The organism is Pseudomonas sp. Nvir (genome assembly GCF_963778085.1).
GTDB lineage: Bacteria > Pseudomonadota > Gammaproteobacteria > Pseudomonadales > Pseudomonadaceae > Aquipseudomonas > Aquipseudomonas juntendi.
On the sequence record NZ_OY970405.1, the window covers coordinates 530,943 to 543,085 of the forward strand.

Here is a 12,143-nt window from a genome sequence, read left to right on the forward strand (position 1 = left end):
AGCAATTTGCTGACGCAGATTGCGGTGGTGAAGATGACATGAACCGAAAGTTCGCAAGGCATCACAAACATCACATATCCGAATTCGCTGGGCTGTCCAACTGGACATTCTGGCTACAGAATTTCTTGACGACCATAGAGCATTGGAACCACCTGATCCCATCCCGAACTCAGCAGTGAAACGATGCATCGCCGATGGTAGTGTGGGGTTTCCCCATGTGAGAGTAGGTCATCGTCAAGATTCATTTCGCAAAACCCCTATCTGCGCATGCAGGTAGGGGTTTTGTCTTTGTGCTCCAAAAAAGTCCCCTGGCTCACCACAATCCCTGTGGGAGCGGGCGTGCCCGCGAACACCGGCGCAGCCGGAGCCATCACAGCGCCTGCTCCTCGGCGCCATTATCGTCAGGCTGAGCGTTTAAGCCCGAGGCATTCGGCCCTTTTCCTATGCAATCCCCCAGCCCATAGCTATCATGCCTGCCTTATTCCAAGTCGAGACTGGCATGCTGAAGTTGTTGAATCTCCTCAAGGACGGCCGGTTCCATTCCGGAGAAGCTCTGGGGGCGGCCCTCGGGGTGAGTCGTAGCGCCGTTTGGAAGCAGCTGCAGCACCTGGAGAGTGAACTGAACCTCACCATTCACAAAGTTCGTGGGCGTGGTTACCAATTGGCTGCGCCGCTGGTGTTGCTTGAGGCACAAGCAATCGCCGGGTTCGCCGAAGGCGAGCAGTGGCCAGTATTCATCCACGACACGATCGACTCGACCAACGCCGAAGGCCTGCGCATGGCGGGTGAGGGCCAGGCAGCACCCTTTTTGGTTTTGGCCGAGCGCCAGAGCGCTGGCCGTGGCCGACGTGGTCGGCAATGGGTCAGTCCGTTTGCCGAGAACCTGTACTACAGCCTGGTGCTGCGGGTTGACGGCGGCATGCGCCAGCTTGAAGGCTTGAGCCTGGTGGTAGGGTTGGCAGTAATGCGCACCTTGCAGGGCTTTGGTGTAAAAGATGTAGGGCTGAAGTGGCCTAACGATGTCCTGGTTCGCGGGATGAAGATCACCGGCATTCTGCTGGAACTGGTGGGAGATCCAGCCGATGTCTGCCATGTTGTGCTGGGTGTCGGCATCAATGTGAACATGCAGGCGAACGAGCAGGTCGACCAGCAGTGGACGTCGATGCGGCGCGAGCTGGGTGGGGCAATAGACCGGAATCACCTGGTGGCGTCGCTCACCCAGCATTTGCAGCATGAACTGGCACGTCATCGGCGCTATGGTTTCGCTGCATTCCAGGAGGAATGGGAGCAGGCGCACCTTTGGCAAGGCCGGAGTGTATCGCTGATTGCCGGTAACACGCGTGTTGATGGTGTTGTTCTTGGCGTCGACGGGCAGGGCGGCTTGCGCCTTGAGGTGGATGGAGTGGAGAAGAGCTTCAGCGGTGGTGAGCTCAGTTTGAGGTTGCGTGATGATTCTTGAGCTCGATTGCGGAAACAGCTTTATCAAATGGCGGGTCATCCATGTCGCCGATGCAGTGATCGAGGGCGGCGGGATTGTCGACTCCGATCAGGCATTGGTGGCCGAAGTGGCCGCACTCGCCTCGGTGCGTCTTACGGGCTGTCGCATTGTGAGTGTGCGTAGCGAGGAAGAGACCGATGCGCTTTGCGCGGTTATCGCCCAGGCCTTTGCCGTTCAGGCCCGGGTAGCGCACCCCGCCCGGGAAATGGCAGGCGTGCGCAACGGTTATGAGGATTACCAGCGTTTGGGGATGGATCGCTGGCTGGCCGCGTTAGGTGCATTTCATGTTGCCAAAGGGGCTTGCCTGGTCATCGATTTGGGGACTGCTGCAAAAGCCGACTTCGTGGCTGCGGATGGCGAGCACCTGGGCGGGTATATCTGCCCGGGCATGCCATTGATGCGCAGTCAGTTGCGCACCCACACCCGGCGCATTCGTTATGACGATGCCTCCGCCGAGCGCGCGTTGACCAGCCTGTTGCCAGGGCGCTCAACCGTCGAGGCAGTCGAGCGCGGTTGTGTTCTGATGCTGCAGGGTTTTGCCCGAACGCAGCTCGAGCAGGCACGCGCCCTGTGGGGTGAAGATTTCACCGTATTCCTCACTGGGGGCGATGCGCCGCTAGTGAGGGAGGCCGTGCCCCAGGCGCGTGTCGTGCCCGACCTGGTGTTCGTGGGGCTGGCCATGGCTTGTCCATTGGATTGAGGTGCCTATGCGTTGGTTGTTTCTGCTGTTACTGGTGCTCAACGTCTTCTACTACGTGTGGCATCAGCAGGAAGCCCCGCTGAAGGTCAAGGAAGTCGCACCCTTGTCTCTGTACAAGGGGAGTCAGCAAGAAATCCGGCTTTTGCGTGAAACGGGTGTATCAACACCCCCAAAGCGCCGGGATGAATGCCTGGTAATCGGTGGGGTAATGGTGCAGGCGCAGCTCGAAGCCCTGCGCCAGCGGCTGCTTAGCCTCGATATTGCGACGGTGCCGGTGGTAGGGCAGTTGCCTGGTGCCGATGGTCGTTGGCTCAAGGTAGCCCCGGAAAGCGAGCGATTGCTGGATGAAACGGTGCTCTCATCTCTTTCCAATGATTTCAAAGACTTAAAACATAAAATTATTTTCTGCCAGGGTATTGCAACTGACGAATAGCTTGATAGAATGGCGCCCGCTTCACAGGGAACACCACTTAGGTGGTAGAGCTGGAAGCGGTGTCAAAGCAGCTAAGTTTCAGATTTGATTGAAAAAATTTGAAAAAACGCTTGACACTAGGACGGCAGACAAATAGAATGCCGGCCACATCTGGAGGGATTCCCGAGCGGTCAAAGGGGACGGACTGTAAATCCGTTGCGAGAGCTTCGAAGGTTCGAATCCTTCTCCCTCCACCAGTTTTAGCGAGAGCCACAAGCTCCGCGGGTATAGTTTAGTGGTAGAACCTCAGCCTTCCAAGCTGATGATGCGGGTTCGATTCCCGCTACCCGCTCCAAGTTTGCTGGGTTTTGCACAAAGTGTTTCGCTCTTGTAGCTCAGTTGGTAGAGCACACCCTTGGTAAGGGTGAGGTCAGCGGTTCAAGTCCGCTCAAGAGCTCCATACAAACAAGGCAGATATGAAAATATCTGCCTTTGTTTTATCAGCGCAAGACTATTCTTCTGCGAGGGTTGTATCGATGGCTAAGGAAAAGTTTGATCGTTCCCTTCCCCACGTTAACGTCGGCACCATCGGCCACGTTGACCACGGTAAGACCACTCTGACCGCAGCTCTGACTCGCGTCTGCTCCGAAGTTTTCGGTTCGGCAGTCGTTGAGTTCGACAAGATCGACTCGGCTCCGGAAGAAAAAGCGCGCGGTATTACCATTAACACCGCTCACGTCGAGTACAACTCGAACATTCGTCACTACGCTCACGTTGACTGCCCAGGTCACGCTGACTACGTGAAGAACATGATCACCGGTGCTGCCCAGATGGACGGCGCGATCCTGGTTTGCTCGGCCGCCGATGGTCCGATGCCACAAACCCGTGAGCACATCCTGCTGTCCCGTCAGGTTGGCGTTCCGTACATCGTGGTCTTCCTGAACAAGGCTGACCTGGTAGACGACGCTGAGCTGCTGGAACTGGTCGAGATGGAAGTTCGCGACCTGCTGTCCACCTACGACTTCCCAGGCGACGACACCCCGATCATCATCGGTTCGGCTCGTATGGCGCTGGAAGGCAAAGACGACAACGAAATGGGCACTACCGCTGTCAAGAAGCTGGTAGAAACTCTGGATGCCTACATCCCTGAGCCAGTTCGTGCCATCGACCAGCCATTCCTGATGCCAATCGAAGACGTATTCTCGATCTCGGGTCGTGGTACCGTTGTTACCGGCCGTATCGAGCGTGGTATCGTCCGCGTTCAGGATCCGCTGGAAATCGTTGGTCTGCGTGACACCTCCACCACCACCTGCACCGGTGTTGAGATGTTCCGCAAGCTGCTGGACGAAGGCCGTGCTGGCGAGAACTGCGGCGTTCTGCTGCGTGGTACCAGGCGTGACGACGTTGAGCGTGGCCAGGTTCTGGTCAAGCCAGGTTCGGTCAAGCCGCACACCAAGTTCACCGCAGAAGTCTACGTTCTGTCGAAGGAAGAAGGCGGCCGTCACACTCCGTTCTTCAAAGGCTACCGTCCTCAGTTCTACTTCCGTACCACTGACGTGACCGGTAACTGCGAACTGCCGGAAGGCGTTGAAATGGTAATGCCAGGTGACAACATTCAGATGACTGTTACCCTGATCAAGACCATCGCAATGGAAGACGGTCTGCGCTTCGCTATCCGTGAAGGCGGTCGTACCGTCGGCGCCGGCGTCGTAGCAAAAATTATTGAATAAGTAGTTGATTTACTTGATCAGGCCGGTATAATGGCCGGCCTGATACAGCGTTACAGGTCAGTAGCTCAATTGGCAGAGCGACGGTCTCCAAAACCGTAGGTTGGGGGTTCGATTCCCTCCTGACCTGCCATTTCACCTCGGTGTGATGGCTTTCTTCTTACAGGATCCTCCTCGATGACCCCCAAAACTGAAGCCCAAGAATCGCGTTTTGATCTGTTCAAGTGGCTGGCTGTAGTGGCTTTGGTGGTTGTTGGCGTAGTGGGTAACCAGTATTACTCCGCCTCCCCAATCCTGTATCGCGTTCTCGCACTTCTCGTCCTGGCTGCTGTCGCGGGCTTTGTAGCTCTGCAGACTGCGAAGGGCAAGTCGTTCTTTACGTTGGCGAAGGAAGCTCGTGCCGAGATTCGTAAAGTCGTGTGGCCGACCCGCCAGGAAACCACCCAGACCACGCTGATTGTCGTGGCTGTTGTGCTGGTTATGGCACTGCTGCTGTGGGGGCTCGACTCCCTGCTCGGCTGGGCGGTCTCCCTGATCGTTGGCTAAAGGTGTCCCGTGGCTAAGCGTTGGTATGTTGTGCATGCTTACTCGGGTTACGAGAAGCATGTAATGCGCTCCCTGATTGAGCGCGTCAAGCTGGCTGGCATGGAAGACGGTTTCGGCGAGATCTTGGTTCCGACCGAAGAAGTCGTCGAAATGCGTAACGGCCAGAAGCGCAAAAGTGAGCGCAAATTCTTCCCTGGCTATGTGCTGGTCCAGATGGAGATGAACGAAGGGACTTGGCACTTGGTCAAGGACACCCCTCGTGTGATGGGCTTTATTGGTGGTACTGCAGACAAGCCTGCGCCGATCACTGATAAAGAAGCCGAGGCTATCCTGCGTCGCGTTGCCGACGGTAGCGACAAGCCGAAGCCGAAGACGCTGTTCGAGCCAGGTGAAGTGGTTCGTGTCATTGACGGTCCGTTCGCTGACTTCAATGGCAGTGTCGAAGAGGTTAACTACGAAAAGAGCCGCCTGCAGGTTGCAGTGCTCATTTTCGGTCGCTCTACTCCGGTGGAGCTCGAGTTCAGCCAGGTCGAAAAGGTCTAGGCGGACAAAGCATCCCATACCCCGCAGCCCTGTGTGCTGCGGGGTTTTGTCGTCACTGGGATAAAACGCAAGTCATCCGGGGAGCCAGCAGGCGTTCGTACCCGATTTTGGAGTAGCTCATGGCTAAGAAGATTCAGGCTTACATCAAGCTGCAAGTTAAGGCCGGCCAGGCCAACCCAAGCCCACCCGTTGGTCCAGCACTGGGTCAACATGGTGTGAACATCATGGAATTCTGCAAGGCCTTCAACGCCCGTACCCAGGGTCAAGAAGCCGGCCTGCCGACTCCAGTGATCATCACTGTCTACAGCGACCGTAGCTTCACCTTCGAGACCAAGAGCACCCCTGCCTCGGTTCTGCTGAAGAAAGCTGCTGGCCTGACCAGTGGTTCGGCTCGCCCGAACACCGTTAAAGTCGGTACCGTTACCCGTGCTCAGCTGGAAGACATCGCGAAAGCCAAACAGGCTGACCTGACTGCCGCTGACCTGGACGCTGCTGTACGCACCATCGCTGGCTCTGCCCGCAGCATGGGCCTGAACGTGGAGGGTGTGTAATGGCTAAGCTGACCAAACGCCAAAAGGCAATCGCCGAGAAAATCGAAGCAGGCAAGGCCTACAACTTCGAAGAAGCGGCAACTCTGCTGGCCTCGCTGCCTGCTGCCAAGTTCGTCGAGTCCTACGACATCGCCGTAAACCTCGGTGTTGACCCGCGTAAATCCGACCAGGTCGTACGTAGCGCTACTGTGCTGCCGCACGGCACTGGCAAGACCGTTCGCGTTGCCGTTTTCACCCAGGGCCCAGCTGCTGAAGCTGCTCTGGCTGCAGGCGCTGACCGCGTAGGTATGGACGATCTGGCTGCCGAAATGAAAGGCGGCGACCTGAACTATGACGTCGTCATCGCATCGCCTGATGCCATGCGCGTTGTAGGTCAGCTGGGTCAGGTTCTGGGTCCTCGCGGCCTGATGCCTAACCCGAAAGTTGGTACCGTGACTCCAGACGTAGCCACTGCCGTGAAAAACGCCAAGGCTGGTCAGGTTCGCTACCGTACCGACAAGAACGGTATCATCCACACCTCCGTTGGCAAGGTCGGCTTTGAAGCTGGCAAGCTGAAGGAAAACGTTGAAGCCCTGATCGCTGACCTGAAGCGTATCAAGCCAGCTTCTTCGAAAGGTATCTACGTTAAGCGCGTTACCCTGAGCACCACCATGGGCCCAGGTCTGGTCATCGATCAGAGCTCGCTGAACGTGTAAGAACATGGTGGTGCGACATGTCGCGCCACCAGCAAAAATTGGGGTCCCTGCCTGGCGGGGGCTATCCAAGACCGTAGGCGGCGCAAGCCTTAAAAACCCAGCCCACGCAGATGGTGCTCCCGATTCGTTACCGAATCAGACACCAAAACGACATCAGGCTTCGGCCAGATGAAACGGTAAAAACCAGGAGTAAACCCGTGGCAATTAAACTCGAAGACAAGAAGGCCATCGTCGCTGAAGTCAACGAGGCTGCCAAAGTCGCTCTGTCCGCTGTCGTGGCTGATGCCCGTGGTGTGACTGTAGGCGCAATGACCGGACTCCGTAAAGAGGCCCGCGAAGCTGGCGTTTATGTACGTGTCGTACGTAACACCCTGCTCAAGCGCGCTGTTGAAGGCACCGAATTTTCGATCCTCAACGACGCGTTCAAAGGCCCGACCCTGATTGCTTTCTCCAACGAACACCCGGGCGCTGCTGCTCGTCTGTTCAAAGAGTTCGCCAAGGGTCAGGACAAGTTCGAGATCAAGGCAGCTGCGTTTGACGGCAATTTCATTGCAGCGAACCAGATCGACGTGTTGGCTACCCTGCCGACCCGCGACGAAGCTATTGCGAAACTGATGAGCGTTATTCAAGGCGCCACCAGCAAGCTGGCTCGTACTCTGGCAGCCATTCGCGACCAGAAAGAAGCTACCGCCGCCTAAGGCGTGCGAATTCTTTCAAAATCATACGTTTAATTTGATGGCTGCGTAGGCTGTCACCCCAATACAGGATTTAAGTCATGTCCCTGACTAACGAACAAATCATCGAAGCAATCGGCCAGAAAACCGTTCTGGAAGTTGTTGAGCTGATCAAAGCAATGGAAGAAACCTTCGGCGTTACCGCTGCTGTTGCCGCTGCTGGCCCAGCTGCTGCTGCTGCCGTTGTTGAAGAGCAGACCGAGTTCAACGTTGTTCTGGTTGAAGCCGGCGACAAGAAAGTGAACGTGATCAAAGCCGTTCGCGAGCTGACCGGTCTGGGCCTGAAAGAAGCCAAAGAGAAAGTCGATGGCGCTCCTCAGGTTGTAGCTGAAGGCGTTTCGAAAGAAGCCGCTGAAGACGCTAAGAAGAAGCTGGAAGAAGCAGGCGCTAAAGTCGAGCTGAAGTAATCTCGACCTTGCGATGCCAGCCTGAGCGTTGAGCAAAAGGCTGATGGCTGGTGGCTTATGCCACCGGCCTTTTTCCGTTATTGGTGGCCGGTCATGCCGGCCCCGATAACAAGCTGCAAGACACCCATGTGGGTGGCGCAAACCAAGGGGTTTGCACGATTTTCTGGCTGCTCCCGCCGGGAGAAGCCAAACAAGCAGGTGACCAAGCTGGGGAACGCTGATGGCTTACTCATACACTGAGAAAAAACGTATCCGCAAGGACTTTAGCAAGTTGCCGGACGTCATGGATGTGCCTTACCTCCTGGCCATCCAGCTGGATTCGTATCGCGAATTCCTGCAAGCGGGAGCATCCAAGGATAACTTCCGCGACGTCGGCCTGCACGCGGCCTTCAAATCGGTATTCCCGATCATCAGCTACTCCGGCAATGCTGCCCTGGAGTACGTAGGCTATCGCCTGGGCGAACCCGCCTTCGATGTGAAGGAATGTGTCCTGCGTGGTGTGACCTTCGCGGTACCACTGCGGGTCAAGGTGCGCCTGATCATCTTCGACAAGGAATCGTCGAACAAAGCGATCAAGGACATCAAAGAGCAAGAAGTCTACATGGGTGAAATCCCCCTGATGACTGAAAACGGTACCTTCGTAATCAACGGTACCGAGCGTGTGATCGTTTCCCAGCTGCACCGTTCGCCTGGTGTGTTCTTCGACCACGACCGTGGCAAGACCCACAGCTCCGGCAAGCTGCTGTACTCCGCTCGCATCATCCCTTACCGCGGCTCCTGGCTGGACTTCGAGTTCGACCCGAAGGACTGCGTGTTCGTGCGTATCGACCGTCGCCGCAAACTGCCGGCCTCGGTGCTGCTGCGTGCCCTGGGCTACAGCACTGAAGAAGTGCTGAACACCTTCTACACCACCAACGTGTTCCACATTTCCGGCGAAAAACTTAGCCTGGAACTGGTGCCACAGCGTCTGCGTGGTGAAGTTGCTGTCATGGACATCCATGACGAAACCGGCAAAGTCATCGTCGAGCAAGGCCGCCGTATTACCGCGCGCCACATCAACCAGATCGAAAAGGCCGGCGTCAAGCAGCTGGACGTTCCTATGGAATACGTCCTGGGCCGCACCACCGCCAAGGCTATCGTGCATCCGGCTACCGGTGAGATCCTCGCCGAGTGCAACACCGAGATGACCACCGAGCTGCTGATCAAGGTCGCCAAGGCGCAGGTTGTCCGTATCGAGACCCTGTACACCAACGACATCGACTGCGGTCCGTTCATCTCCGACACGCTGAAGATCGACACCACCAGCAACCAGCTGGAAGCCCTGGTCGAAATCTACCGCATGATGCGTCCAGGCGAGCCGCCGACCAAGGACGCCGCCGAGACCCTGTTCAACAACCTGTTCTTCAGCGCCGAGCGTTACGATCTGTCCGCCGTTGGCCGCATGAAGTTCAACCGTCGTATCGGTCGTACCGAGATCGAGGGTTCGGGTGTGCTGAGCAAGGAAGATATCGTCGAGGTCCTGAAGACCCTGGTCGATATCCGTAACGGCAAAGGCATTGTCGACGACATCGACCACCTGGGTAACCGTCGCGTTCGTTGCGTCGGCGAGATGGCCGAGAACCAGTTCCGCGTTGGCCTGGTGCGTGTAGAGCGCGCGGTCAAGGAACGTCTGTCGATGGCGGAAAGCGAAGGCCTGATGCCGCAAGACCTGATCAACGCCAAGCCGGTTGCGGCGGCGGTGAAAGAGTTCTTCGGTTCCAGCCAGCTGTCCCAGTTCATGGACCAGAACAACCCGCTCTCCGAGATCACCCACAAGCGCCGCGTCTCTGCACTCGGCCCTGGCGGTCTGACCCGTGAGCGTGCTGGCTTTGAAGTCCGTGACGTGCACCCGACCCACTATGGCCGTGTGTGCCCGATCGAGACCCCTGAAGGTCCGAACATCGGTCTGATCAACTCCCTGGCAGCCTATGCCCGCACCAACCAGTACGGCTTCCTGGAAAGCCCGTACCGCGTGGTGAAAGAAGGTGTGGTCAGCGACGACATCGTGTTCCTGTCGGCCATTGAAGAAGCCGATCACGTTATCGCCCAGGCTTCGGCCGCGATGAACGACAAGAAGCAGCTGATCGATGAGCTGGTAGCGGTCCGTCACCTGAACGAATTCACCGTCAAGGCGCCGGAAGACGTCACCCTGATGGACGTTTCGCCGAAGCAGGTTGTTTCCGTCGCTGCCTCGCTGATCCCGTTCCTCGAGCACGACGACGCCAACCGTGCACTGATGGGTTCGAACATGCAGCGTCAGGCTGTACCGACCCTGCGTGCCGACAAGCCGCTGGTGGGTACCGGCATGGAGCGCAACGTTGCCCGTGACTCCGGTGTCTGCGTGGTTGCTCGCCGTGGTGGCGTGATCGACTCGGTCGACGCCAGCCGTATCGTCGTTCGCGTCAATGACGATGAAGTCGAGACCGGTGAAGCCGGTGTGGACATCTACAACCTGACCAAGTACACCCGTTCCAACCAGAACACCTGCATCAACCAGCGTCCGCTGGTCAGCAAGGGTGACAAGGTTCAGCGCAGCGACATCATGGCCGACGGCCCGTCCACCGACATGGGTGAGCTGGCACTGGGTCAGAACATGCGTATCGCCTTCATGGCGTGGAACGGCTTCAACTTCGAAGACTCCATCTGCCTGTCCGAACGTGTGGTGCAGGAAGACCGCTTCACCACGATCCACATTCAGGAACTGACCTGTGTGGCGCGTGATACCAAGCTTGGCCCAGAGGAAATCACTGCGGACATCCCGAACGTGGGTGAAGCCGCACTGAACAAGCTGGACGAAGCCGGTATCGTCTACGTGGGTGCGGAAGTCGGCGCGGGTGACATCCTGGTCGGTAAAGTTACGCCAAAAGGCGAAACCCAGCTGACTCCGGAAGAAAAACTGCTGCGCGCCATCTTCGGCGAAAAAGCCAGCGACGTTAAGGACACTTCCCTGCGCGTGCCAACTGGCACCAAGGGCACTGTCATCGACGTACAGGTCTTCACCCGTGATGGCGTGGAGCGCGACAGCCGCGCCCTGGCCATCGAGAAGATGCAGCTGGACGAGATCCGCAAGGACCTCAACGAAGAGTTCCGCATCGTCGAAGGCGCAACCTTCGAGCGTCTGCGTTCTGCCCTGAACGGCCAAGTGGTCGACGGTGGCGCGGGCCTGAAGAAAGGCACCGTGATCTCCGACGAAGTACTGGACGGTCTGGAGCACGGCCAGTGGTTCAAGCTGCGCATGGCTGAAGATGCACTGAACGAGCAGCTGGAAAAGGCTCAGCAGTACATCGTTGACCGTCGCCGTCTGCTGGACGACAAGTTCGAAGACAAGAAGCGCAAGCTGCAGCAGGGCGATGACCTGGCACCAGGCGTACTGAAGATCGTCAAGGTTTACCTGGCAATCCGCCGTCGCATCCAGCCGGGTGACAAGATGGCCGGCCGTCACGGTAACAAAGGTGTTGTCTCGGTTATCATGCCGGTTGAAGACATGCCGCACGACGCCAACGGTACTCCGGTCGACGTCGTACTGAACCCGCTGGGCGTACCTTCGCGTATGAACGTTGGTCAGATCCTCGAAACCCACCTGGGCCTTGCGGCCAAAGGCCTGGGCGAGAAGATCGACCGCATGCTCGAAGAGCAGCGCAAAGCCGCTGAGCTGCGTGTGTTCCTGACCGAGGTCTACAACGAGATCGGTGGTCGTCAGGAAAACCTCGACGAGTTCTCCGACGCCGAGATCCTGGCCCTGGCGCACAACCTGAAGAAAGGTGTGCCTATGGCTACTCCGGTCTTCGATGGTGCCAAGGAGCGCGAGATCAAGGCCATGCTGAAACTGGCAGACCTGCCAGAAAGCGGCCAGATGGTGCTGTTCGATGGCCGTACCGGCAACAAGTTCGAGCGTCCGGTGACCGTTGGTTACATGTACATGCTCAAGCTGAACCACTTGGTGGACGACAAGATGCACGCGCGTTCCACTGGTTCCTACAGCCTGGTTACCCAGCAGCCGCTGGGTGGTAAGGCGCAGTTCGGTGGTCAGCGTTTCGGGGAGATGGAAGTGTGGGCGCTGGAAGCATACGGCGCGGCATACACCCTGCAAGAAATGCTCACAGTGAAGTCGGACGACGTGAACGGCCGTACCAAGATGTACAAGAACATCGTGGATGGCGATCACCGTATGGAGCCGGGCATGCCCGAGTCCTTCAACGTGTTGATCAAAGAGATCCGTTCCCTCGGTATCGATATCGATCTGGAAACCGAATAACACGTGACGCGAAGGGGAGTGGGGCAGGTAATGCCC

General features: G+C 57.4%; 11 protein-coding genes, 4 tRNA genes and 1 rRNA gene. All 16 read left to right on the plus strand.

The features are described from left to right. The first annotated feature begins 124 nt into the window (after positions 1–124). The 16 genes from rrf to rpoB all read left to right on the plus strand — a co-directional run bounded on the left by rrf (position 125) and on the right by rpoB (position 12,107). Positions 125–240, plus strand: a 5S ribosomal RNA gene (gene rrf / locus AACG97_RS02655). Between the two features lie 259 nt (positions 241–499). After that, positions 500–1,459, plus strand: a complete 960-nt coding sequence (birA, locus tag AACG97_RS02660) for a bifunctional biotin--[acetyl-CoA-carboxylase] ligase/biotin operon repressor BirA (protein WP_009681392.1) — start codon at positions 500–502, stop codon at positions 1,457–1,459. Next, the gene (locus tag AACG97_RS02665; protein WP_009681393.1) at positions 1,449–2,198 is read left to right on the plus strand and encodes a pantothenate kinase; all 750 of its coding nucleotides are present in this window, start codon (positions 1,449–1,451) and stop codon (positions 2,196–2,198) included. Before birA ends, AACG97_RS02665 begins: the two co-directional genes overlap by 11 nt. Before the next feature lie 7 nt (positions 2,199–2,205). Continuing rightward, complete coding sequence (locus AACG97_RS02670) at positions 2,206–2,631, plus strand: hypothetical protein (protein ID WP_009681394.1); 426 nt, start codon at positions 2,206–2,208, stop codon at positions 2,629–2,631. Between the two features lie 152 nt (positions 2,632–2,783). After that, a tRNA-Tyr gene (locus tag AACG97_RS02675) sits at positions 2,784–2,867 on the plus strand. A 24-nt stretch (positions 2,868–2,891) separates the two neighbouring features. Further along, a tRNA-Gly gene (locus tag AACG97_RS02680) sits at positions 2,892–2,965 on the plus strand. 29 nt (positions 2,966–2,994) lie between these two features. Further along, positions 2,995–3,070 (plus strand) — tRNA-Thr (locus AACG97_RS02685). Positions 3,071–3,146: 76 nt separating this feature from the next. Next, positions 3,147–4,340: an elongation factor Tu gene (tuf, locus tag AACG97_RS02690; RefSeq protein WP_225786148.1), complete on the plus strand. Its 1,194-nt coding sequence runs from the start codon at positions 3,147–3,149 to the stop codon at positions 4,338–4,340. A 54-nt stretch (positions 4,341–4,394) separates the two neighbouring features. Continuing rightward, positions 4,395–4,470: transfer RNA gene (locus AACG97_RS02695), tRNA-Trp, on the plus strand. 44 nt (positions 4,471–4,514) lie between these two features. Beyond that, complete coding sequence (gene secE, locus AACG97_RS02700; protein ID WP_009681243.1) at positions 4,515–4,883, plus strand: preprotein translocase subunit SecE; 369 nt, start codon at positions 4,515–4,517, stop codon at positions 4,881–4,883. Positions 4,884–4,892: 9 nt separating this feature from the next. Further along, positions 4,893–5,426: a transcription termination/antitermination protein NusG gene (gene nusG / locus AACG97_RS02705; RefSeq protein ID WP_003255501.1), complete on the plus strand. Its 534-nt coding sequence runs from the start codon at positions 4,893–4,895 to the stop codon at positions 5,424–5,426. Between the two features lie 119 nt (positions 5,427–5,545). Continuing rightward, entirely contained in the window at positions 5,546–5,977 is a 432-nt protein-coding gene (gene rplK, locus AACG97_RS02710) for a 50S ribosomal protein L11 (RefSeq protein ID WP_003255500.1), read from the plus strand. Next, positions 5,977–6,672 carry a 50S ribosomal protein L1 gene (gene rplA, locus AACG97_RS02715; protein WP_009681244.1) on the plus strand — a complete coding sequence of 232 codons (696 nt, stop codon included), beginning with the start codon at positions 5,977–5,979 and terminating at the stop codon, positions 6,670–6,672. Before rplK ends, rplA begins: the two co-directional genes overlap by 1 nt. Positions 6,673–6,869: 197 nt before the next feature. Continuing rightward, positions 6,870–7,370, plus strand: coding sequence for a 50S ribosomal protein L10 (gene rplJ / locus AACG97_RS02720; protein ID WP_009681245.1), 501 nt, complete (start codon positions 6,870–6,872; stop codon positions 7,368–7,370). Between the two features lie 77 nt (positions 7,371–7,447). Then, positions 7,448–7,813 (plus strand): 50S ribosomal protein L7/L12, encoded by a 366-nt coding sequence (gene rplL / locus AACG97_RS02725; RefSeq protein ID WP_003255496.1) that lies wholly within the window; start codon positions 7,448–7,450, stop codon positions 7,811–7,813. A 220-nt stretch (positions 7,814–8,033) separates the two neighbouring features. Continuing rightward, positions 8,034–12,107 carry a DNA-directed RNA polymerase subunit beta gene (rpoB, locus tag AACG97_RS02730; RefSeq protein WP_009681246.1) on the plus strand — a complete coding sequence of 1,358 codons (4,074 nt, stop codon included), beginning with the start codon at positions 8,034–8,036 and terminating at the stop codon, positions 12,105–12,107. Positions 12,108–12,143: the final 36 nt, after the last annotated feature.

Coding starts and splice junctions, on each gene's coding strand:
- birA (WP_009681392.1), top strand. CDS start 500: ATGCTGAAGTTGTTGAATCTCCTCAAGGACGGCCGGTTCCATTCCGGA.
- AACG97_RS02665 (WP_009681393.1), top strand. CDS start 1,449: ATGATTCTTGAGCTCGATTGCGGAAACAGCTTTATCAAATGGCGGGTC.
- AACG97_RS02670 (WP_009681394.1), top strand. CDS start 2,206: ATGCGTTGGTTGTTTCTGCTGTTACTGGTGCTCAACGTCTTCTACTAC.
- tuf (WP_225786148.1), top strand. CDS start 3,147: ATGGCTAAGGAAAAGTTTGATCGTTCCCTTCCCCACGTTAACGTCGGC.
- secE (WP_009681243.1), top strand. CDS start 4,515: ATGACCCCCAAAACTGAAGCCCAAGAATCGCGTTTTGATCTGTTCAAG.
- rplK (WP_003255500.1), top strand. CDS start 5,546: ATGGCTAAGAAGATTCAGGCTTACATCAAGCTGCAAGTTAAGGCCGGC.
- rplA (WP_009681244.1), top strand. CDS start 5,977: ATGGCTAAGCTGACCAAACGCCAAAAGGCAATCGCCGAGAAAATCGAA.
- rplL (WP_003255496.1), top strand. CDS start 7,448: ATGTCCCTGACTAACGAACAAATCATCGAAGCAATCGGCCAGAAAACC.
- rpoB (WP_009681246.1), top strand. CDS start 8,034: ATGGCTTACTCATACACTGAGAAAAAACGTATCCGCAAGGACTTTAGC.